This window comes from Pseudomonas sp. NY8896 (assembly GCF_039634505.1).
This window is the reverse complement of sequence record NZ_CP132350.1, coordinates 4,638,468-4,659,174: the sequence shown is the minus strand read 5'-3', so window position 1 is coordinate 4,659,174 and position 20,707 is coordinate 4,638,468. Positions and strand designations below refer to the sequence as shown.

The 20,707-nt window shown below is 54.3% G+C and carries 19 protein-coding genes and 1 pseudogene; 8 read left to right on the top strand and 12 right to left on the bottom strand.

What is annotated here, in order from left to right; all coding sequences use genetic code 11:
• Positions 1-22: 22 nt before the first annotated feature.
• Positions 23-1,063: a patatin-like phospholipase family protein gene (locus Q9451_RS20910; protein WP_012271567.1), complete on the bottom strand. Its 1,041-nt coding sequence runs from the start codon at positions 1,061-1,063 to the stop codon at positions 23-25.
• 178 nt (positions 1,064-1,241) lie between these two features.
• On the opposite strand from Q9451_RS20910, the gene Q9451_RS20905 reads away from it, so the two are divergent.
• From Q9451_RS20905 to Q9451_RS20895, 3 genes are all read left to right on the top strand, one after another.
• Positions 1,242-1,520 (top strand): lipoprotein, encoded by a 279-nt coding sequence (locus Q9451_RS20905; RefSeq protein ID WP_003250254.1) that lies wholly within the window; start codon positions 1,242-1,244, stop codon positions 1,518-1,520.
• Positions 1,521-1,534: 14 nt separating this feature from the next.
• Entirely contained in the window at positions 1,535-2,314 is a 780-nt protein-coding gene (locus Q9451_RS20900; RefSeq protein ID WP_012271568.1) for a CHAD domain-containing protein, read from the top strand.
• A 77-nt stretch (positions 2,315-2,391) separates the two neighbouring features.
• Entirely contained in the window at positions 2,392-3,189 is a 798-nt protein-coding gene (locus Q9451_RS20895) for a thioesterase family protein (protein ID WP_012271569.1), read from the top strand.
• 36 nt (positions 3,190-3,225) lie between these two features.
• On the opposite strand, the gene Q9451_RS20890 is transcribed toward Q9451_RS20895, so the two are convergent.
• The 3 genes from Q9451_RS20890 to Q9451_RS20880 all read right to left on the bottom strand — a co-directional run bounded on the left by Q9451_RS20890 (position 3,226) and on the right by Q9451_RS20880 (position 6,037).
• The gene (locus Q9451_RS20890; protein ID WP_012271570.1) at positions 3,226-3,594 is read right to left on the bottom strand and encodes an Mpo1-like protein; all 369 of its coding nucleotides are present in this window, start codon (positions 3,592-3,594) and stop codon (positions 3,226-3,228) included.
• 75 nt (positions 3,595-3,669) lie between these two features.
• Complete coding sequence (locus Q9451_RS20885; RefSeq protein WP_012271571.1) at positions 3,670-5,148, bottom strand: methyl-accepting chemotaxis protein; 1,479 nt, start codon at positions 5,146-5,148, stop codon at positions 3,670-3,672.
• 94 nt (positions 5,149-5,242) lie between these two features.
• The gene (locus Q9451_RS20880) at positions 5,243-6,037 is read right to left on the bottom strand and encodes a TatD family hydrolase (protein WP_012271572.1); all 795 of its coding nucleotides are present in this window, start codon (positions 6,035-6,037) and stop codon (positions 5,243-5,245) included.
• 157 nt (positions 6,038-6,194) lie between these two features.
• Between Q9451_RS20880 and Q9451_RS20875 the strand changes: the two genes are divergently transcribed.
• The 4 genes and pseudogenes from Q9451_RS20875 to greB (Q9451_RS20860) form a co-directional block, all read left to right on the top strand.
• Positions 6,195-7,601 (top strand): transglycosylase SLT domain-containing protein, encoded by a 1,407-nt coding sequence (locus Q9451_RS20875; protein WP_012271573.1) that lies wholly within the window; start codon positions 6,195-6,197, stop codon positions 7,599-7,601.
• Between the two features lie 113 nt (positions 7,602-7,714).
• Positions 7,715-8,152, top strand: coding sequence for a DoxX family protein (locus Q9451_RS20870; RefSeq protein ID WP_012271574.1), 438 nt, complete (start codon positions 7,715-7,717; stop codon positions 8,150-8,152).
• Between the two features lie 224 nt (positions 8,153-8,376).
• Complete coding sequence (locus Q9451_RS20865; protein WP_012271575.1) at positions 8,377-8,685, top strand: hypothetical protein; 309 nt, start codon at positions 8,377-8,379, stop codon at positions 8,683-8,685.
• 11 nt (positions 8,686-8,696) lie between these two features.
• Positions 8,697-8,843: pseudogene (greB, locus tag Q9451_RS20860) on the top strand (transcription elongation factor GreB); the annotation flags it as partial.
• Between the two features lie 147 nt (positions 8,844-8,990).
• Here greB (Q9451_RS20860) and greB (Q9451_RS20855) read toward each other — a convergent pair.
• From greB (Q9451_RS20855) to Q9451_RS20830, 6 genes are all read right to left on the bottom strand, one after another.
• Positions 8,991-9,494, bottom strand: coding sequence for a transcription elongation factor GreB (gene greB, locus Q9451_RS20855; RefSeq protein WP_311165499.1), 504 nt, complete (start codon positions 9,492-9,494; stop codon positions 8,991-8,993).
• Between the two features lie 30 nt (positions 9,495-9,524).
• Positions 9,525-10,115 carry a gamma-mobile-trio protein GmtX gene (gene gmtX / locus Q9451_RS20850; RefSeq protein WP_311165500.1) on the bottom strand — a complete coding sequence of 197 codons (591 nt, stop codon included), beginning with the start codon at positions 10,113-10,115 and terminating at the stop codon, positions 9,525-9,527.
• Between the two features lie 4 nt (positions 10,116-10,119).
• Entirely contained in the window at positions 10,120-13,872 is a 3,753-nt protein-coding gene (locus Q9451_RS20845; RefSeq protein ID WP_311165501.1) for a VPA1269 family protein, read from the bottom strand.
• A gap of 33 nt (positions 13,873-13,905) precedes the next feature.
• On the bottom strand, positions 13,906-15,261 hold the full coding sequence (gmtY, locus tag Q9451_RS20840; RefSeq protein WP_311165503.1) for a gamma-mobile-trio recombinase GmtY: 1,356 nt from the start codon (positions 15,259-15,261) through the stop codon (positions 13,906-13,908).
• Positions 15,262-15,428: 167 nt separating this feature from the next.
• Positions 15,429-16,817 (bottom strand): DEAD/DEAH box helicase family protein, encoded by a 1,389-nt coding sequence (locus Q9451_RS20835; protein WP_311165504.1) that lies wholly within the window; start codon positions 16,815-16,817, stop codon positions 15,429-15,431.
• Positions 16,814-17,383, bottom strand: a complete 570-nt coding sequence (locus Q9451_RS20830; protein WP_311165505.1) for a hypothetical protein — start codon at positions 17,381-17,383, stop codon at positions 16,814-16,816. Before Q9451_RS20830 ends, Q9451_RS20835 begins: the two co-directional genes overlap by 4 nt.
• A 102-nt stretch (positions 17,384-17,485) precedes the next feature.
• Here Q9451_RS20830 and Q9451_RS20825 point away from each other — a divergent pair, with 102 nt between their 5' ends.
• Positions 17,486-17,707, top strand: a complete 222-nt coding sequence (locus tag Q9451_RS20825; protein WP_110994395.1) for a helix-turn-helix transcriptional regulator — start codon at positions 17,486-17,488, stop codon at positions 17,705-17,707.
• A 1,207-nt stretch (positions 17,708-18,914) separates the two neighbouring features.
• Here Q9451_RS20825 and Q9451_RS20820 read toward each other — a convergent pair.
• Both Q9451_RS20820 and Q9451_RS20815 read right to left on the bottom strand, forming a co-directional pair.
• On the bottom strand, positions 18,915-19,364 hold the full coding sequence (locus Q9451_RS20820) for a hypothetical protein (protein ID WP_311165507.1): 450 nt from the start codon (positions 19,362-19,364) through the stop codon (positions 18,915-18,917).
• 705 nt (positions 19,365-20,069) lie between these two features.
• Positions 20,070-20,627 carry a hypothetical protein gene (locus Q9451_RS20815; protein ID WP_210172150.1) on the bottom strand — a complete coding sequence of 186 codons (558 nt, stop codon included), beginning with the start codon at positions 20,625-20,627 and terminating at the stop codon, positions 20,070-20,072.
• Positions 20,628-20,707: the final 80 nt, after the last annotated feature.

The window sequence follows — 20,707 nt, the reverse complement described above, 5'->3', positions numbered from 1 at the left end:
GAAGGCATGCACGGTCATCGTGTTAGCGCTTCACCCCTTCATAGTTATCCAGCGTATCCCGCGCAATCTCCCGCCCTAGAGCAATCAGCTCCGGCGCCTTGTAGAACTCGAAAAACCGGCAGACCCGTTTAGGCACGTTGATCAGCACGTCCGGCGGATAGCCGGCGATTTTGTACTGTGCCAACGAGGTCTGCATGACCTCGAAGCTCTGGTTGATCAGGTCCAGCAGCGAAGCAGGCCCCACGTTATCGATGATGAACGAACCGGTAGCCGACTTCGGTGCACCCTCGCGCTCCGGTGCCGCCGCCGGTTGCTGGCTTTCCGGGTCGGCGGCATCGTTCAGCCATGGGCTGGGTGGAGCCAGCCCTTCGGCGACGATCTCCTGCTCGATGCGTATCAGCTCCTCGGCCGGCTTGCGCCGAAACGGCAAGCGTGAACCCAGTGAACTCAACAAAGCATCAAAACGCATCTTGAATGCCGCCGGGCGTTCGATCACCGGCAACTGATAGTGCTTCTGGTTGGTGGCGTTGAGGTTGACCGCGATGATCAGGTCGCAATGGCTGGACACCACCGGGACGATTGGCAAGGGGTTGAGGATGCCTCCGTCGACCAGCATGCGGTTGCCTTGCATCACCGGTGTGAACAGGCTGGGGATGGCTGCCGAGGCGCGCATGGCCTGATGCAGGCAGCCCTCCTGGAACCAGATTTCCTGCTGGTTGGTGAGGTCGGTGGCCACTGCTGTGTAAGGAATACGCAGTTGCTCGATGTTGATTTCGCCGACGATCTTGCGGATCTGCCCAAACACCTTGTCGCCGCGAATGGCACCCAGTCGAAAGCTGACGTCGACTAGGCGCAATACATCCAGATAATCCAGGCTTTCGATCCAGTTGCGGTAGTCGTCCAATTTGCCGGCGGAGTAGATGCCGCCAATCACCGCGCCCATGGAGCAGCCGGCGATACAGGCGATGTCGTAGCCGCGGCGCTCGATTTCCTCGATGACGCCGATGTGTGCATACCCCCGGGCTCCGCCCGATCCCAGTACCAGCGCTACGCGTTTACTCATGAACATTCCCCGGCCATTGCCACCATGGTCCTACAATGCACCCATCGCTGCCTGTGCTTCAATGTAGATCGCGCTGAGCTACTGTATTAAAACCGGCCGGAGCCCGCTGGCCGGGCAGGGCACTTTTCAGCTGCCGGGGCGTCGAACAGCCACCGAATTTTCCATTGAGGTATTACTGATGAAAGCCTGGATCTGCCTTCCACTGATTGCCTTGGCCCTTGCCGGCTGTGCGGGCAAGACGGCCTACCGTGACAGCTGCGCGACCCAGCTGGATGCCGCCTGGAAGGAACTGGACCTGGCCAAGGCAGAAGGCTTTGCCGGTGCCGTGAGCTATTCCAAGGCTTTGTCGCTGCTCACCGGGGCCAAGACCCAGCAGCAGTTCGAAGGTTACGAAAGCTGTACCCGCAAAGCTGAAAAGGCGCGCTTCTACATTCGTGAATCGCGCGCCGGGCGTTGACCAAGGAGCGTCCAATGTCTGCCATGCTCGATCATGTCGTAGCTCAGATTCTGGCCGTGCAGGTGCGCCTGCTGGCCTGTCGCGAGCGCTTGGCTGCCAATACCGACAGCGAGGCCTTGCACGACCTGCGTATCACCTTGCGCCGGCTGCGCAGTCTGCTGCGGCCGCTGCGCGGCCTGCCTGGCGTGGAGCAACTGGAAGATGCCGCCAGCGCGCTGGGTACCCTGACCACGCCGCTGCGTGATCGCGAGGTGCTGGCGGCTGAGCTGATCGGGCGCGGCCAAACCGCGGCCGGCCAGCGGCGCCTTCAGGGGCGTGACAGAACCTTCGCCAGTGTCGCTGCTAGCCCACAGCTGGCAAGGGTGCTGGCGATTGTCGACGCGTTTCCACTGTTTCTGCGTGCGGCAGGCCGTGAGGGTTTGGTCAAGTCGCTGGGCAAGCGCATCGACAAACGCCTGGTCAAGCAATGGCGCAGGTTGAACGAAGCGCTGCAGGACCCGGCCCACGATCGTCACCGGCTGCGTTTGCTGATCAAGCGTGCGCGCTATGGCGATGAGGCATACCCGCAGCTCAACCATGCAGGCAAGAAACTGCAGCGTTTGCTGAAGCAGGCGCAGGGCGACCTTGGCAACTGGCACGACCGCCTGCAATGGCTGCTGCAAGTGCGCGATCATGCCGACCTGGCCCCCTGCAAGGCGGCTTGGGAGCATGAGCTGCACGAGGCTGAGCGCCAATCGGATGTGACCCTCGATGCCCTGCAACGGGCGCTGGCGCGGCGCCAGCCCGAAAAATGACCGAAATGCGGGCTGATCCCCCGAGGTTTGCTGGCTAGGATGGGCAGACCTTTTTCGCTGCAGGCAGGAGCCGGCCAATGAATTTCAACCAACTGCTCGACGCCGTGCGGGCCAACCCGAACTCCGTCAGTATCCCGCCCAGCTGGGCCCAGGGCCGCGCTGCCTTTGGCGGGCTGATGGCGGCATTGGTCTATGAAACCATGCGCCTGAAACTCAGCGACAGCCGCCCGGTACGCTCGCTGGCCATCAGCTTTGTGGCGCCAGCGGCGGCAGATGTGCCGATCCGCTTCGAGGTGGAGGTGCTGCGTGAAGGCAAGGCAGTCAGCACCTTGCTGGGCCGCGCCGTTCAGGATGGCCAGGTGGTGACGCTGGTACAGGGCAATTTCGGTGCAGGCCGGCCTTCGGTGGTCGAAGTGCCAGCATTACCGGCGATGGAAATGCCGGCACTCGATGATGCAGCTCCCGAGTTACCGTACATCAAAGGCGTTACCCCGGAGTTCATGCGGCACGTGGCATTGCGCTGGGCAGTGGGCGGGTTGCCGTTTAGTGGCAATCAGTCGCGCAAGATGGGGGGCTGGGTACGGTTGCGGGATGTGGCAGAAGAACAGGTCAACGAAACGCACCTGCTGGCGTTGGTCGATGCCTGGCCACCGAGCCTGATGCCGTTTCTCAAGCAGCCCGCAGCGGGCAGCACGCTGACCTGGACCATCGAATTCATTCAGCCCACGGCGAAGCTATCGACCCTGGACTGGTGCCGGTATTGCGTAGAGACCGAGCATGCGCGGGATGGTTATGGGCATGCTGCTGCGGCATTGTGGACCGCAGGGGGTGAATTGCTGGCCTTGAGCCGCCAGACCGTCACCGTGTTTGCCTAACCCGTAACCACAGCGATTGCGCGCATGATCGTCACGTCAATGGCGGTGCTTGTGCCGCTCCCGCCAGGCCTTCCACCAAGCCCCGCTGAGTACAAAGCGCGGGAAGGTGATGAACTGCTCGGTCAGTAAGCGTTGCATGGCATCCTGGCGGTTGGCGAATGGCTCGGGCTGTTCGGCTTCCAGGCGGTGGCCATGGCGCTGCAGGCCGAGGCCGGCGATCAAGGCAATGATACCCAGCGCGATCTGGCCCAGGTCGAGACCGAAGAGGCCGGACAGCACCAGCAGAGCCCCCAGGATGAACAACGGCACGGCAATCAGGTGCAGCACCAGATTGGTCGGGTGGCGGTGGTTATGGTGGTAGCCGCGCCATTGCCAGGCGGGCAGGTTGGGCAGGCGTTTGCTCATGGGTAATTCCTCCCGGTCATGCCCAAAGCTTAGTGCGGCCCCCGAGCGGGGGCCAATCGAGGCTGGCTATGGTGGCTATAGCTTGAGCTGGCCAATGGCTTTGCTCAGTTCGCCTGCCAGGGTCGCCAGTTCGCTGCTGGTGGTCGCCGAGCTCACTGTCTGCTGCACGGTCTGCTCGGTGACATCGCGGATGCTCACCACCGCGCGGTTCATTTCCTCGGCCACCTGGCTTTGCTGCTCGGCCGCCACAGCAATCTGGGTATTGCTTTCGCGCATTTGCGCCACGGCACCGGTGATTTCGGCCAGCGCCTCACCGGCTTCCTGTGCCTGGCGCACGCAGTCGTCGGCCTTGTACGAGCTTTCCTGCATGAACTCCACTGCATCGCGGGTGCCCGACTGCAGGGCCGAAACCATGGTGGTGATCTCGTCTGTGGAGGATTGCACGCGTTTGGCCAGGTTGCGCACTTCATCGGCCACCACGGCAAAGCCGCGCCCCAAGTCACCGGCGCGCGCTGCTTCGATGGCGGCGTTGAGCGCCAGCAGGTTGGTCTGTTCGGCAATACTGTGGATCACACTGACCACGCCGTTGATTTTCTGGCTGTCTTCAGCCAGCTGACGAATCATCTCGGCAGTTTGCTGCACGCCGCTGGAAAGCCCGGAAATCGAATCCTGCACCCGGCTGACCACCTCTTTGCCACTGCCGGCCAGGGTGTCGGCGGATTGTGACAAGTCGCGGGTGGCGCCGGCGTGCTGGGCAATGTGGTGCACCGTCGCCGACATTTCGTTGATGGCGGTGGCCGCTTGATCGGTTTCGCTCTGTTGGCCAAGCATGCCGTGGCGCACGTCGCTCATGCTGGCGGCCAGGCGTGCGGCACCTGAGTCCAACTGTGCAGCGGTATGGGCGACGGTGCTGACCACGCGGTGATAGGTTGCCTGCATGGCGTTGAAGGCCCCGGCCATCTGGCCGACCTCGTCGCCACAGGCTAGCGGTACCCGAGCCGCCAGTTCGCCGGTTTTTTCCACGTGCAGCATCACGTCCTTGAGGGTATTGAGCTGGCTGAGCAGGAAGCGGATCAGCAGTTGTGAGGCGCCGAGCATGGCCAGCATCAATATCAGCACGCACACCGCGTAATTGCTGAAGCGATCGAAGAATACCTGGCGCAGGCTGGGCGACTGGGCCAGCACGGCAACCTGCTGGTCGCCGTTGCGCAGTACCTGTGCGCCGCGCAGCGGGTTGTCACCGAGGATCCAGGCGCTGGGCAGTGCAACCCAGCCCTGGGCGTTGCGCAGGGCTTCAAGGGCCTCACCGGCGAAGGTTGGCGTTTGCCCGGCCGACCAGCTGATGACGTTGGCCGGGCGCGGCAGTGTTTGCCCGGCTGGCCAGGTGGCCAACAACTGGGCTTGCGCGGCCGCTTGCTCCTGCGCTGCCTCGGCGCGTGCGCGTTGCTCAAGGTGCACGGCATACAGCACCAGCAGCAAGGTGGTCACAAAGGCCACCGCGTTGACGGCCCAGAACTTGTACTTCAAGGAAACGTTGCTAAGCCAGGCACCCATGGGCAGGTCTTCTCTGAGTTGAGCGGAAACAATATTGGCAAGGTGCCATCATTGTGCCTGTATCACTCAGGTCCGTTGTTGATATGCGTCAAATTCAGATTTGGAAAAATGCCCGCGCCGTCGCTGTGGTATGCGCCGCGGTCTGCTCGGCCGACTCACCTCGATGCAGGGCCACTTCGCGCAAGACCTCCGGCAGAAACGCCGGCTCGTTACGGCCGTTTTTTGGCTTGGGCCGCAGGCTACGCGGCAGCAGGTAGGGCGCGTCGCTTTCCAGCATCAGCCGGCCTTGCGCAATGTTGCCTACCAGAGGGTGCAGGTGGGTGCCGCGGCGTTCGTCGCAAATCCAGCCCGTAATGCCGATATGCAAGTCCATGTCCAGATAGGCGAACAGTGCTTCGCGCTCACCGGTAAAGCAGTGCACCACCGCGCCGGTCAAGTGGTCGCGGTAATCCTTGAGGATTGCCAGCAAGCGTTCGCTGGCATCACGCTCGTGCAGGAACACCGGCAGGCGCAGCTCCACAGCCAGGGCCAGCTGGGCTTCCAGGGCTTTTTCCTGCAGCGGGCGAGGGGAGAAGTCGCGGTTGAAATCCAGGCCGCATTCGCCCACGGCGCGCACGCGCGGTTCATTCAGCAACAGGCGCAGCTGGCGCTCGCTGTCGGCATCCCAGGCTTTGGCGTCATGAGGGTGCACGCCGGCCGTGGCGAACAGGTGCGCACTGTTCGGGTCCAGCTGCTGGCACAGCGCCAACGCCTGTTCGCTGACGGCCAGGCTAGTGCCTGTCAGCACCATTTGCGTAACCCCGGCCTCAAGTGCGCGCTCGACGATTGCTGCCTGTTGGTCGTGGAAACTGCTGTTGGTCAGGTTGACGCCGATATCGATCAGTTGCATGGTGCTATCTCGTGCCGCGGGGCGGCCAGCATAGCAAAAACCGCGTTTTTCTGAAAAAACCAAGAACTTCATGCTGTTGCCGTGGTCTTTTACCGTCATTTATCACTTGGCGGTGCAACCCATGGATGCCGCCCACCGACCACGGACACGTTTGCGCATGCTGCGATGCTGGCTTGTTTTCCTGCTGACGCTTGGGCTGGTCCTTGCCGGTCCGGCACAGGCGCGCGCGCCGGGGCCGCAGCAGAATATTCCGCCAGCCAAGGTGCGTGACCTGCAGCAGATTCGCACCAGCAAAGTGCTGCGGGTGCTGGTCAACCAAAGCCGCAACAGCTCGGGTGAAGTCAAGGGCGAGCCGGTCGGCATTGAGTATTATCGCCTGCGTGCCCTGGAGCATTACCTCAATGCTCGTACCGACGACGACCAGCAGATCCAGCTGAAACTCATCCCAAGGGCCAAGGAGCAGTTGCTGGGCGCCTTGGCCCGTGGCGAGGGTGACCTGGCTGCGCCTGGCGAACTGCTCGACCCCAGCACGGTGCGCGGCGTCAGCAGCAGTGCGCCGATACTCGACCAGGTGCCGTTGATGCTGGTCGGGCGTAAAGGCGAGCGAAGCTTCAGCAAGGTCGAGCAGTTGTCCGGGCGTACCGTGGCCTTGACCAGCGCCAGCGCCGCCGGGCCAATGATCCAGCAGGTCAACCAGCAACTGGCGCTGCGCAAGCGGCCGCCAATCAAGGTGGAGTGGGTCGATTCGACGCTGGCGGTGGAGGACGTGCTGGAGATGGTACAGGCTGGCATCTACCACCTGACCGTAGTCGAGCAGCCTATTGCCCGCCGATGGGCGCGGGTTATGCCGCGGCTGCGCCTGGACAGCCGGGTGCACCTGGGGGCGCCGCAAGCCATGCGCTGGTATGTGGGGCGTGATGCGCCGCAATTGTTGGCGACAGTCGATCACTTCCTGCAAGGTTACCGCGCGCCTGACAACCAGGATGCCGCGTTCGAGCGCATCTACCGCCGTCAGTATCGGGTGCACAACCCGTTGGCCAGCAAGGACCGCCAGCGCCTGGCCTCGGTGCGGGCGGTGCTGCAGAAGCATGGTCAGGCGCAGCAGATCGACTGGCTCAACCTGGCTGCGCTGGCCTTCAAGGAGTCGACGCTCAACCCGGCTGCACGCGGCACCGGTGGTGCCCATGGCCTGATGCAGATCACCCCTTCGGCCGCCCAGCGCGTGGGGGTGAGCAACACCGCGACGGTGGATGGCAATGTCCAGGCCAGTGCTCGATACCTGGCGCTTATCCGGCGCAAGTTCTTCGCCAGTGCCAAGATCAACGAGCGTGAGCGCATGGCCTTTGTGCTGGCAGCCTACAATCTTGGCCCCGAGCGGGTCCAGGCCATGCGCGCCGAGGCTCGGCGGCGTGGGCTCAACGGTAACCAGTGGTTTTTCCAGACCGAACGCATCGCCATGGAGCAGGTGGGTATGGGGCCAGTCAATTTCGTCAACAGCGTCAACAAATACTACCTGGCGTTCAACCGCGAACGGGTCGCGCTGGAGCGCGTAGCGAAGCGTTGATGTATCGAATTTGTAGATTGTTATGTTGGGCTTTTTGCGATTTTCATATCAGTAGAATTGATTATGATGGCGCTCATCCCAACACAACTTCCTCGCTTCAAGGACGCTCCGACATGAACAACACTACCCTCAACGCCCTGTTCTCTACCCGTGCTGGCGCTGGCCTCAGCGTTATCCGCATCCTGGTCGGCATCATTTTCATGGCGCATGGTGCGCAAAAACTCTTCGGCCTGTTCGGTGGCTATGGCCTGGAAGGCACCGGCCAATGGATGGAAAGCATCGGCCTGGCCCCGGGTTACCTGATGGCCCTGCTGTCCGGTAGTGCCGAGTTCTTCGGCGGCCTGGCTCTGGTGGTTGGCCTGCTGGCTCGTCCAGCGGCGCTGGCGCTGACCGTGACCTTGGTGGTGGCGATCTTCTCGGTGCACATCGGCAATGGCCTGTTCATGTCCAACAACGGCTATGAGTTCGCCTTGGCGCTGCTGGCCGGTACCGTTGCCGTCATGATCGAAGGCGCAGGCCGCTTCTCGCTCGACCGCCTGATCGCCCGCTGATACTGCGCAAGCGGCAAGATACAAGCCTCAAGCCGAAAGTGATCGGTTTGAGGCTTGTATCTTGCCGCTTGTAGCTCTAGCATACCGCCTGCGCCGATTTAAACAGCTACTTGCGGGGCGCAGGAAAGCCCCACCTCCGGGCCATCCGAAATACCGCTAAAGCGCTGGTTCGGTGACGCCTCCCACCGCTGCCCAGCGGGATTCGCGAGGCGGAGAGAAGCTCCATGAGTTGCCCACGTACCAGTGTCTGTTTGAGCCCTTTGCCTGCCAACCAGGCGTCCCGCACACCGCGCATCCTGCTCGGTGGCCAGCATCAGCCCACCCTTTTGCGTCATCTCGAAGGCCTGTCACGGCGCAAGGGCCAGGCGCGTGCCTTTCTGATTCAGTTCGCCGATAGCGGCTGCTACCTCGCGCAGTATGGCACTGACCGTTTCGACCTGGCCGTGATCCAGGCGCCAGCGCTGGAGGAGGCTGCCGAAGTCATCGGCCACCTCACCCGCATCGCGCGCCAAGGCCTGATTACCCGCCGCTGAGGAGTGCGCTGTTGAGCACCAACATCATCACCACGGAAGGCCATGAGGCGCTGAAGAAGGAGCTGGACCACCTGTGGCGGGTGTATCGGCCGGAAATCACCCAGAAAGTCGCCTGGGCGGCGTCGCTGGGAGACCGTAGCGAGAACGCCGACTGGAAGGAAGAACCCCAAGCTCGTGTACTATTTGGTCTTATACATTGATTTTGCTGGTTTTTCGGAATAGTACTGTACTTTTGCGTCGTACTATTCATTGTCGGCCATCACTGTAGCTGGTTTTGACATAGTGGTGGCCGATTTGGAGGCACCTCAGGGTTTAATGAACCGGGGTGCGTCTTCCGCCTCCCTGTACTCAATTTCGGTGACTTCCCAGTAGGCATCGCCAGCTGGAGTCCGAACAACAATCTCATCACCTGCACACTTGCCAATGCATGCGCGTGCCATCGGGGAATCAATTGAGATGAAGTCTTTCCTATCGTAAATTTCATCAGCACCTACAATGCGGAATTTCTTGCTTGTATCATCCCCGTTGGCAATAGTTACCCAAGCCCCAAAAAATACCTTGCCTTCCTGAGTTGGGGAATAAGGGACTACCCGAAGGTCTTCGATACGCTTACGGAGGTATCTTACGCGCCGATCTATTTCCCTTAGCCTCTTTTTATTGTACTGGTAGTCAGCATTTTCACTTCTGTCACCCAAAGACGCAGCCCAAGTGACTTTTCTGGTAATCTCCGGTCGCTCTTCGCGCCAGAGCCAATCTAGTTCATCTTTCAAGGACTGATAGCCAGCTTCAGTAATGAGATTGGTAGCCATTTTATGCCTGTTTGCTAATTCAAAGAGCGGTCACAATGCTCTGAGAGCCTTCTGTATTGCATCAAAGGTTCCTGGGCGAAACACCTTTGCTCCCTTCTTGTCAATCAAATCGCCGTGCTTGCCCAGTGTACAGCCCCATTGTAGCCTGAACTCTTCTGACATTAAATACAAAAGAGCTCTGCGTTCTATTTCTGATAATTTATTCTCGGATGAAAACGGAGTGCGATCATCAACCCGGATTTCGAGATTGGGCGGCGTAATTTCTCTCAGCAGTCTTCGGAGGCGATGATTCTCAGCCTCTTGGGCTCGCGCCAAAAATTTAGCCTTACCATCTTTTATCGCGTCTATCCAATCTGACGGTGCTCGGTCATGGTGGGCCGGACCTGCCGCCTCTTTGAATGCCTGTATTAGCACGCGATATGCTTGGCCCGAACTATTTCGCATGCTTTGAGCGTTTGGTACTCCACAATCAATGCCTAGGCGTGCAATGGCTGAAAATGAAAAGTTCTTTTCGCCGTTCGATAGCATCTCATTGCATACCTCGTACACTGCGTCCAGAGTATGCTGTTTTTTTAAGCTGCAATTTTGCTTTAGTTTACTCAGAGTTTCAGATGGCGTCATGGTTTTAAACCTGAGGAAAGTTTCTTGCGTTATTTATAAAGACATCGCTGATTTCTTTAAGAGAGATGCTCTCAAGTCCAACCAGTTCGGCCAGCCTGAATTTCCCTTCAATTAGTGAGTCGATACGTTCCCAGCTTCTGAGTCGTGATATCAAGAGTCTTGCGATCTGATTGCCAACTAAAAGCTGCTGCTCCTTATTTAGCCTGAACATTCGCTGCGGGGAATTATTGTCTTCAAGCATTTTGTCCAATAGCTGGGATCTTGCGGCCAAGGCAGAGTGGGCAGAAGCGCATTCATATATCTCGGCATTTTCACATACCTCGCTTAACTGATGAAAGTGAGTGGTTTCTTCTAGCGCGAGCCTAAGCTCATGACCCTCTTGTACAATAAGCATGAGTGAGTCTTGAGGCTCGGACTTGGATTTTGTAAGGGTTGCCTGCTCGATTTGCTTTATTAGGCTTGCGCTAGCCTGCACATCACAAATCAATACATCAAGTTTTTTAGCTGCACTCTCAGCTTCGGCTAGCAGTTTTCGATGCTTAGCCTCTAGACTTAGGTCTCGGGCTTCAATGTCTTTTCCGTATTTGCTTAATTCATACTCTCGCTCATCCCGACTGTCAATTTCGGATCTTAACTCTTCAGCTTTGGCTTGGAGTTCGTCGTATTTTGTAAATTGAAGATTTACTTCTAACGATATTTCATTACCTAGAGCTAGCAGGCCACCTATGAATGCAGGGCCGGTTACGAAGTGGCGACATCTTATGCAGTTCTGACTGCCTAGATACCCGCCTGGCACCGGCAACCAAATATCACCTTTACCGAGCGATCCTCCGTCATCACACCTAGCACCTGCATATGGGCAAAAGCCGTAGTCTCGAAATAAATAGCTGCCTGGAGATTTTTGCCTATATATCAGCTCGAGGGCATCTTGGTTGTTTGCGACTAATTGCCCTTGGATTTGATCGATTCTGCCCTGTTCGATCATGCTCTGTGCAACAAATACTTGATTCTGAAGCGCACGCTTCTCACCTTCTGAAAATCGACGTTGTAATTCAATGCCTCCGATTTTTACATAGTACAAATTCATCACGATTGAACTGTGTCCAGCAATCTTCATGGTGATTTCAATGGGTAGCCCGAACTCATGGACGTATGCCGTGATAAGACTTACCCTCATACTGTGTGGAGTATAAATAGACGAATAGCAACTTAGTTTCTCTCTGGGGCCTGTCAGCGTGGCTAATGGTAAGTCCCGAGGTTGTGAGTAATAAAGTGCGGCTGCGAGTCGAGGGGTTAGTATATTTGTTGGGGATCCAGGTTCTTCAGCCCCGAAGAGACGAAACAAGAAGCAATTAGCACCTTTGGCATGACGCTGGCTTTCATTCAGGTTGGTGCGAATACATTCAATCCATGGCATAGGGCGAATTATTGGGTTATATTTTGCCTGCCACTGACGGAGCTTAATGATCCATGGGAGCAAATGAGGGGGTATCCATGGCACACTGTAACCGCTATACCCAATACTGGTCTTGTTGCTAGTAACAAACATTCCGCATTGATCGCCAGGATATCGTTTTATGAAGCCTTGATTTTTTGTTATGCCTGAAAGCGGGCCTTCATTTTTAGCCCAGACAACCTTGCAGTCATTATGAATTGGGATGTACTCATCGCCTTCCCCTGAGTCGCAGTATGCAATTTGTCTACCTCTGGAGGGGACTGAAACTAGGGTGAGTACCTGCATCCAATACATTGGAAACCATGCCTTAAACTTTCCTCCAATCCAACGTGTAATGAGATCAGGATCGCTGTTATCCAATTTGAAATTATTTAGATCGATCTCTACCCAGTCAGCGTCGAAATTATGGAGGTGGGTTAAGTCAGAGAAGCTGGTTGCAGTATCTGGAACTATCCATTTTTGCAGGGCTGCAACATATTGATAGGCCAAAGCTGGTTTAGATGTTTCGCCAGGGCCGCTACTGCTTGTCGTGCCTGAGTATTCTGTTTCGCTGCCGCGTAATGGGTTGCTTATTCCGTCTGCGATTATCAATTCACCAGTCTCGTCATCCTCAAGCGTGAATTGCTCGCGGATAATGAATCGCATGAATTCGTTTATGGCCATGACGAAGCTTCGTCTAAGATATTCTGGGGTTGTGGAGGTTACATAGTTTTTGAAATGTTGTAATTCTATAGACTTGTTTGAGAGGAATTTTCCTGGTGTGGTTCCGTATGCGTTTGGCTGCACATAAGTTGCCAAAAAACGGCAGATTGCTAGCTGTTTTCCCCGTCCGCCACGAGCTTCTTTCATGAAGCTATTTAAATCCTCCAGCCACTTCGAATGGTCAGCATCTATCGAGCTTTCTGAAAATGGCTCCGTCTTTCCGAGGAACGCATACGAGGTGGTCCAGTCTCTGTAATATACTTTGTCCGGAGTGTACGGTAATCTATTGTCTCCTGAGGACTTCACATGTTCTCTATATTCTCGTAAGGAGTTAAGATTAAGAGGCTGAATTAGTTTTACTGTTTCATCGAAAGTGTAAAACGTTCTGATAGAGCATAAATCATACCAGCTTTTCCATTCGTCTCGGAATGCCCGTTCAGGGTGGGCGGGTAATGGAGGGTAGAGTTTATAGCGGTTGCGGTAATCCTGACTGTCTTTTATGTCGAGCCGAGTTACTGCTATTCTAATGTCGTCAAGGCAGTCGTAAGCAACGGGCAAGAAAAAGTGAATCCACGACTTCCATTCATTTTTGAATTGTTCCGGGTTGCTTGGAAGGCGCGGGTCGTTATGGTAATTTAATTCATACTGTCGCTTTGTGCTGATGCCTAATCTCTGTGCAGCTATGCGCACTTCATGTAGCGTTTCATATTGTACTGTTAGGTCTAAATAGTCCTTCCATGACGTCCATTGATCCGTATAAACACTCGTTGGATCTCTGCGCAGACGCCAGTCTTCTTTAAATTTTGTGTAGTAATCTGTTCGTGACTTGCAATTCAGGTTGCGGGCTGCAGCTCTAGCCTGTTCAAAGGTCTCGTAAACTTTCCTAGTTTTACCAGGATGGAGGAAATTTACCCAGCCCTCCCATCGCTCTTTGTAGCGGGTCTGGGGGTGAATAGGTAATTTCGGGTCTTCCTCTCGGCGAGTGAAATACTCACTTGAGTGTTGGATTCCTAAGGATATAGCGGCTGCAGAGGCCAGTTCATAACTTTCATAAACTGGGACTAAATGATTTGTTCCGAAAAAATGCTTCCAGTTCTGCCAGTCTGGATAGATGGTGCTAGGGTTTGCAGGCAGTTTTGGGTCTGCTTTGTATCTTTTTAGCGTAGTGTATTGGTAGTAGCTATTGATGCCGAGCGCAAGCGCTGCTCTACTAGCTTCGCTGAGTGTTTTATAGAAATCTTTATATATGCTTTTGCCAATAAACTCTGGCCACCCTTTAAAGTTCGGGTAAAAGCGCAAGTCGCCTGGGAGCTTTGGGTCTTTATGGTGATCAGTTGAATAGTGGGCCACTGTCCATATACCTAGGCGAGCTACGGCCTCACGTGCCTCTGCGAGCGTCAGATATTTCTCAATTGGCCTTTCACTACCACAGAGGTCGTACCATGAGAGCCATTCGCTGGCGTAATCAATATAAGGGTTGGCCGGTAGCCTAGGATCTTCTTGCCAGCGAAGTCTGTAGGCTCTGCTATTTTTTATACCAAGCTTTCTAACTGCGGCTTTAACTTCGAGTAAGGTTGCGTATTTTGTTTTTTCTGGCATGGAGCCTCACCTTGAGTCCGCAGAAATAATGATTCAGTGTAGGCTGCTTTTATCGATTATTGACATTTTTTGTCGTATCTCTTCATGTGTCGGCTGAATATAAACTAAGCATGAATCGGGGCTTCTATGGTGCATGCACTTTTGGATTTCAATTTGATTGAATCCATTTTCTCGAAGCCTGTATCCATAGCTGTGCCGATGCCCGTGCTCGCTTGTGCCAACTAATTTTCGGTGCAGTAGGCCAATTCGCTCCACGGCCGACTTATGTAGGCGTTGGGCGTTTTTTAGAGTTTCAGGCTCTCCCTTTGAATTGGTGAATGCATAAGGGTGGTCGTGTGATGAATCTGGGTCGGTGCGCTGTTCTTTAAGATACTTAATCCATACACTCAAGAACTCTGCGGCTTTATGGGGTGGGAAGAACTGAACTGAAAAGTAACCATCTTTGTTGTCAAGTACTGGGTTTTTCCACCCTAAATGCAGCCGTTCTGTTTTCAGGTATTCAGTTCGGGGCAATAGCCCGTAATGTATTGCTAAAAATTGCTTTCTGGTAGGGTATTGCTCGTCAGGTGACTTTCCGTTAGACGGATGATAGACCCTTACAATGGCCTCGTTTTTTTTCTCGTCTAGAATGATATCTGACAAGTAAAGGTGCAGTGCTTCAGATTTGCGCAAGCCTCCGTAGTGCATGAGCAGCGTTAATGCCTGGCCCTTGTAGTCAGGGCGCGGTATGTCGGACTTTTTGGTGTTCAGAATAATAAATCCTGCTTTCATCAAGAGATCAATTTTGTCTTCAGGAAATCTTTTCGCGGGTGCAATGTTTTCGGTGGGGCGCTGTGGTCCTGTTACTTCGCGAATGGTGCTTAACGCTTCGACGTGTTTGTCCGGGTCCACAATGTGATTCAAAAAGACTCTGTTTCGTTTATTGTGGAAGGCGCACCAGTTCATCCGCTGCTCCGTAGAGGTAGCTTGTCTGAAAGGATTGGCAAGCTTTATTTTAAAGTCACTTTGACGGGTTATCCAGTCGGTATAGTCTGTTATTAGGAACAGGAGGTCTGAGCAGTGTTCGCTAGATTTTGGTAGCCAAAAGAGTTGCGAGGGGTCTTTTAATGTTCTTGGATCTACGGTGCCCTCTTCTAAAGCTCTTGCAAATGATGCGAGAAGTTTTGTTGTTTTCTTAAATAATCCTACATTGGCATTAATATACTCTATTAGTAGCTTAACGGCTTGTGTGGACTTCTCTTTCCAGGATGAGCTCTTCTTGCTGTTGTCAGCCAGGTAGCGAAGGTGTGATACTAATACGCCGCTTTCGGTCCATAAAGCAGGGAGCTTAATGGTACGGCCGGTTTGATCGTTTTGGTAGCGTGCTTTAATCTTTATGATGTAAGCCATCGCAATTACCTGACAAGTATCGTTAGGATCGTAAGCAGGTTTGTATCTAGGTTTTCAAAAGCTTATTGCAAACCGATGTTCGCAGAGCTGCACTCATAGTCTAGACTAGTTCTTGGTATGCGCAATTGTGTAGTCTGGCTAGTTTTAAGGCTCGCTCTAATCTAAGTCTATGAGATTTCTAACAGCTCGGCTCGAAACTGTGACGATACGCTCAATTCGTAGCTCGTTGATGAGTGCGAATTTGGAGCAGATTCAAGGTAATCCACTTTGGAGGGGCGGCCAGTATCGGCTGTGAGGATCGGCCAGGTGTCGATACCTTTGTTTTCTCCGCCTGTTAAAGCTTCTTTCTCCTGGGGTCGCGGTACAGTCTGCATGCTGATAACAGCCAGGTCTTGAGGCAGATCATCAGAGAGCCGTCGCGAGTATTCTATAAGTGAAGGTTCGGCTACCACAAATAACCAAGCTTGATCATCGTTGACCCCTGTTCGTCTGAGAATTCTGCCCAAGACCTGACGATAGTGCAGTTCTGTGCGAATGCGACTCAGGTAACAGCATACTTGTAAGCGAGGAATGTCAGTGCCCTCGCTAATCATGCCTACCGCAACAATCCAGCAACCAATCCCAGATCTAAACTCGTTGATTTTATCTTGAGCGCTACCAGTTTTCGACGTAGCCACGCGACAGTTTTCGCCGCGGCGTTTGAGCTTGCTCTCGATTAACTTAGCGTGATTAGTGTCAGATGCAACGATAAGTCCAGCAGCAGATGGGTTTCCTTTCCTGATTTTAGATAGTTTTCGACAGCCTAGGTCGAGAATGTGATCTATTACGTCTTCATTCCATAGAATGTCTTCAAAGCAAAGCGGTGAGCTTTCAAGTAAATGGGCGAAGCTGTCGTAATTAGATGTTAGTCGGCTCTGTTGGTTTTTTTGGGTTAACTGTAGGTTGTGGTTGTCAACTAAGGTTATTCTCGGGGATCTACAAATCTTGTCGTCAATAGCCTGTTGAAGTCCATAGTGATAATCACGGGCCAACGCTCCAGCAGGCGCTGAGTAGCGTCCAAGTGCAATGGCTTTATCATCTGTTCTCCAAGGCGTGCCTGATAAAGACAAAGTGAATGTCGCTTGATTTTGTATTTTGGATATAATTGTCGCTCCCCAAGTGTTGCCGGATTGAAGGTCATATCCCGCGCAGTGGTGAATTTCGTCAAATATCGCTAATATCCGATACTGTTCAAATAGCTCCCAAAATTCCTCACCTTTCGCATCCATGCCTTGGTAAGTAGAAGCGTCACCAATTGCTCCCACATATCCGTCCATTCGACGCCCAAGTATTTTTGAGAACGTAGCCCTGAAGCCATCGACTACTTGGCAGGACGGCGCGAAGCACAACACAAGATCGATAACATTTTTTTTGAGCAGCTCTTTTGCCAATTCGCCAGCCATTCTCGTCTTGCCTGCTCCTGGCGTTGCTTGGCAAAAGAAATGCCTATTTACCTGAAAGTGTCGTAGTGCTTTCTCGATACATGAGGTCTGCCACTCTCTTAGAACTCTGCTCATTCAATACCTAGTATTTTTAGGGTTTTTTCAACCGCTTTAAGGTGACCTAGCAGGCGGGAGCTACGATCTCTCGCTTCCACGTAGTCGCTTTCCAGCTTCGAGTGGAGGTGTGGCAGGTCTTCCAACAGTTGCTTGTACCTTTCCGCTTCGCCCATTGAGGTGAGGAAGTCCAATCGGGTTTCTTTGACCATTGCCTGGAGACGTCGAGCTGTGTGCTCGTTGGTCGAGGCACCTTTTTCGGTGTCCTCCGCAGGTAGCTCGGCACGAGGGGCGAAGAATTGATACCCCTCGTCAATCAAGCGGAGGTTGACTGAAGGTGGTAGATCCTGGAGGTGATAGAGCTGGTCGCGGCCGCGCTTTTCTGGGTCTCGTACGACCCATTCGATCCTTTCGAGGCGGAGGATCTGCCTAAAAATATAGCGCCGGAGATCAGAAGTATGCTCGCGCGCTACGCCATATGACCGGGCATAGGCGTCTCGAAGGCCGCGACAGGTGAAGCTGTCTAGCTCGCCGCTTTGTAGAAGCTCATAGACGTGCCTGTCGAGAGCGAATGAAGCCGGTTTCATACAGGCACCTAGCTAGCAGAAATACATCAAATGCGGATTATAATCCGTCGCCGATCAACCCGCAAACGCTGATAGTCCCGCCTTATGTACACCGAGGCGGATATGCAAAAGTTGGCGAGGGCTCTAGGACGCAAAGTCCGAGAGCAGAGAGTGATGGTTGGGATTTCGCAAGACGCTTTAGCTTTCGCCTGCCAGATGGATCGGAGCTACATAGGGCGGATAGAGAGAGGGGAGGTAAATCTGACTATTGAGAAGCTCTATCGGATAGCGACCGAGCTGAGATGTACCCCGCAATCGCTTCTGCCCACAGACCTGTGCGGCTAGGATGCAAGCTGGTCAGGGTAAATCGATCGGTTGATGTAATCCTCCGCCTGCTTGACCTCTTGAAAAATACCCTCAAGGTGACATTCGCTCCAGGCTTCTGGCTCCAGACTTATCTGAGTTAACATGCTGCTCCTATGGTTTTTTGGCCTGACCTAGAGGAGCTTTGACAATGGTACCGACTCGCCTCATCGGCCCTAACGAGGCTGCTCAATTGGGATGTTGGGCCGCTGATCAGCGCTATTACGAATGGCGAAAAGCTTGGATTTTATCTGTGGCGCAACGAGTGTTCGGACGGCGAGCCATTGCGACGCGTTGGATCTCTGATCGGGCGTTAGGCCTTGGCTGGAGTTCACCTTGTACGTTGCTTGTTAGTCATTCTGGGTTCGAACAAGTAGTGGATTTTTTACTACGAATCGAATATGGCGTGTACTGGTAACTGGATGTGTTATGTTCTCAATCCAGACGCGGCGGTTCCGGTAGTGATTTTTTTGATGGTTAAATTGCTATTGGGTCAATAATCACGCTTGAGCGGAACCCTCAAGAACATCAACATTGGCTGTATCGGTACTCGTCGGGCGAGAATCGTCCATTAGGGCCAAATAGTAGACGACTCGTACATTGCTCCAAATAAGTTATAGCTTGCTCCTGAACATTGCATTCGTAGTAACGGCGTCTGGCAGGCGGGATTGTCGCTCGATTCTTTAAGCATAGCTTCACAAGTTCCGCCAGCAAATAGCCGCGTACGTCATAGCGGGCGTCAACTGCCCTGATCACTGTCGAATAGCAATCGCGGAAGAGAGGTCGTTGAATGTGGTGCCTCGGAGGTGCTTGTTTGCTGCTCATCTTACATTCCTTCAAGTGCCATTCGGCAGCTGTATGGTGCTTCAGGCGCCGAGCGTCGCATACGCATATGGCAGAGCGCCCTCAAAAACATCGTCGGCCACGGACACCGGGTCGAGACACGTCTTAAACCCTTACACGGGATCTGAATACAATTATCTGCTCACACGATTCCGTCTAGGTTTGCCCTTTGCCGCCGCCAGGACCTTGTCTGGTGCGAACGCCAGCAATACTTTCGGCGCGACACCGCCGAGAGAAATATTTTCGGACTGGAACCTTACTGCGATTGACCAGGCGTTCATCCTGGCAGATAGCACCGACAACACATCGCAAAGGATGTGGATCGGTTGGTATCCATTGCGACCGTCTAAGCCGTATGTAGGGAAAAATCAACCTTACCCGGTCTTAGAGAAAAAATCTTCCCATTGGCCAACAACTCATCAGGGTCTATCTCGACGCCAGGGTTGGAGGACGATGCTAGATAAATCCACTGCTTGGCTGATATCCAGTCTCCGGTTTGGAAAAGCTTAGAGCGGATTCTGCCTGCAGAAACGCCTTTCTCCAAAATCGATTGGGGTACCGATTCTGCGGGGAGGAAGCAGTCGATAATGAGGTCGAGCGCTTTTTTGGGATATACGTTCAGCCTCCACTCGAAAAGGTCGTTGTACATCTGCAGCCCGCCGAGGTACGCATCGATCGTACGGTCTGAATTGGCCTCAATCGCCAAGGTGGCAATCAAGGCTACCTTGTTCTCAGTCGTGTCCGATGCAGTAGCAGGCTCGCACTTAGATTGGATGCGCGCAAAGGGAGTGCTCATAAGCACCTCCAGCTAAGGGGCTACAGACCGCAGCATCAAAGAGGGCTGGAATCCATCAGGGATTTTCAAAGCGCAGATAGCAGTATGCGGCACTCAGCTTAAGATGCTTGTTTTTCCGATCAACCGCGAGTGTTTTGGCTCGGATGCCGCATCCCACTGCCTCCGGCGACAGATGAAGGTCCCATAGGCGAGCCTCCCTACGACGAGTTTCGAAGGTATCGACCGGTTCGAATACGACAGCCGCTTTGGCAGGTGGATACAGCGGTCAGGATTACGATGTGAGCGGCGACAACCCGTGGAATCGAGAGTACTTCGTATCTGCCAAAGCTAGCAGCGACAACTCCAACTTCCCAGGGGCTCCCCGCAGCGCTAGCCTTGGGGTCGATTACCGTTTCTGACTACGCATCACTCCGGTTATTGCTAGCACTCAAGATTGAGCCGGATCGCTCAGGTCCTGCGCATCTTCACTGGCCCACACCAGACCTTGGCAGGCATGGTGACGCAGACGGTAAGTGACCGGCGGTGGCTGCTCGCTGACTCGTTTGCTATCCCACACCGTCACAGAAACAAAATAGTCTTTCGGCCAAGCGCGCCAGTCGCCTGGTCGGGACCATCGATCGCTAGTAGGGGCTTGCTTAAATCGCGAGTGGTACTCAAGTTGTTCCTCCTGCCTTGGCGCATCACCATGGGGGCATCGAATGATGCTCAATGACGTGGAAAAAGAGTTCTTCCCAGCTTGGCTGCGGCCCCGACACCGTTCTGGGCCTCATTAAGAATGTCACGAGAGAAGTAGTCTGCGAGCCGTGCGCGGCTCTCTATCTCCTGCCGGATATCTTCTGGATCAATGTTTGGAAGATCCACACGATAGGCCGCGTGATGAACCAATGCGGCAGCCTGGAAAAGCGCGTCGGAAAGTCGGTATCGATCGAGTCCCAGTGCTGCGCATGCTTCGAGGATGGTGACCGCATCGCTTTCGGTTCCTCCAGTGATACGCTGGTCTGGCAAGGTGGAGTGTCTACGAAGATGCTCCACGTACTGACGTAGCGAAGGAATCGAGAGACCTATGGAGTAATGCTTAATGTACCAAGGACCGATAATGTCGATTTCGTCCTGAGTGATGGCCATTTCCTGGAAGTACCCGGCCCATGCTTCCTGCATGTCCTCATCTATGCGCTCCTGACCAAGGCTGGCTAGATGTTCGTTGAGGCGTTTGACTAAGCGGAAATAGTCGAGTCGTACAGGCGGGTCGCGATGCTCATCCATAATCAGCTCCAAGGTTGAAGTCGCCGATGAGTTTCCGCCGGTACGGTGATGGTGGTCAAGATCGCGATCAGGTGAGGCCT

Bases quoted from the DNA above. Each gene is read 5' to 3' on its own strand.
- Q9451_RS20815 (WP_210172150.1), bottom strand. From the start codon at position 20,627: ATGGATGAGCATCGCGACCCGCCTGTACGACTCGACTATTTCCGCTTA.
- Q9451_RS20890 (WP_012271570.1), bottom strand. From the start codon at position 3,594: ATGAGCAAACGCCTGCCCAACCTGCCCGCCTGGCAATGGCGCGGCTAC.
- greB (WP_311165499.1), bottom strand. From the start codon at position 9,494: ATGGCTACCAATCTCATTACTGAAGCTGGCTATCAGTCCTTGAAAGAT.
- Q9451_RS20900 (WP_012271568.1), top strand. From the start codon at position 1,535: ATGTCTGCCATGCTCGATCATGTCGTAGCTCAGATTCTGGCCGTGCAG.
- Q9451_RS20865 (WP_012271575.1), top strand. From the start codon at position 8,377: ATGAGTTGCCCACGTACCAGTGTCTGTTTGAGCCCTTTGCCTGCCAAC.
- Q9451_RS20825 (WP_110994395.1), top strand. From the start codon at position 17,486: ATGCAAAAGTTGGCGAGGGCTCTAGGACGCAAAGTCCGAGAGCAGAGA.
- Q9451_RS20835 (WP_311165504.1), bottom strand. From the start codon at position 16,817: ATGAGCAGAGTTCTAAGAGAGTGGCAGACCTCATGTATCGAGAAAGCA.
- Q9451_RS20845 (WP_311165501.1), bottom strand. From the start codon at position 13,872: ATGCCAGAAAAAACAAAATACGCAACCTTACTCGAAGTTAAAGCCGCA.
- Q9451_RS20905 (WP_003250254.1), top strand. From the start codon at position 1,242: ATGAAAGCCTGGATCTGCCTTCCACTGATTGCCTTGGCCCTTGCCGGC.
- gmtY (WP_311165503.1), bottom strand. From the start codon at position 15,261: ATGGCTTACATCATAAAGATTAAAGCACGCTACCAAAACGATCAAACC.
- Q9451_RS20830 (WP_311165505.1), bottom strand. From the start codon at position 17,383: ATGAAACCGGCTTCATTCGCTCTCGACAGGCACGTCTATGAGCTTCTA.
- Q9451_RS20885 (WP_012271571.1), bottom strand. From the start codon at position 5,148: ATGGGTGCCTGGCTTAGCAACGTTTCCTTGAAGTACAAGTTCTGGGCC.
- Q9451_RS20870 (WP_012271574.1), top strand. From the start codon at position 7,715: ATGAACAACACTACCCTCAACGCCCTGTTCTCTACCCGTGCTGGCGCT.
- Q9451_RS20880 (WP_012271572.1), bottom strand. From the start codon at position 6,037: ATGCAACTGATCGATATCGGCGTCAACCTGACCAACAGCAGTTTCCAC.
- Q9451_RS20875 (WP_012271573.1), top strand. From the start codon at position 6,195: ATGCTGCGATGCTGGCTTGTTTTCCTGCTGACGCTTGGGCTGGTCCTT.
- Q9451_RS20910 (WP_012271567.1), bottom strand. From the start codon at position 1,063: ATGAGTAAACGCGTAGCGCTGGTACTGGGATCGGGCGGAGCCCGGGGG.
- Q9451_RS20895 (WP_012271569.1), top strand. From the start codon at position 2,392: ATGAATTTCAACCAACTGCTCGACGCCGTGCGGGCCAACCCGAACTCC.
- gmtX (WP_311165500.1), bottom strand. From the start codon at position 10,115: ATGACGCCATCTGAAACTCTGAGTAAACTAAAGCAAAATTGCAGCTTA.
- Q9451_RS20820 (WP_311165507.1), bottom strand. From the start codon at position 19,364: ATGAGCACTCCCTTTGCGCGCATCCAATCTAAGTGCGAGCCTGCTACT.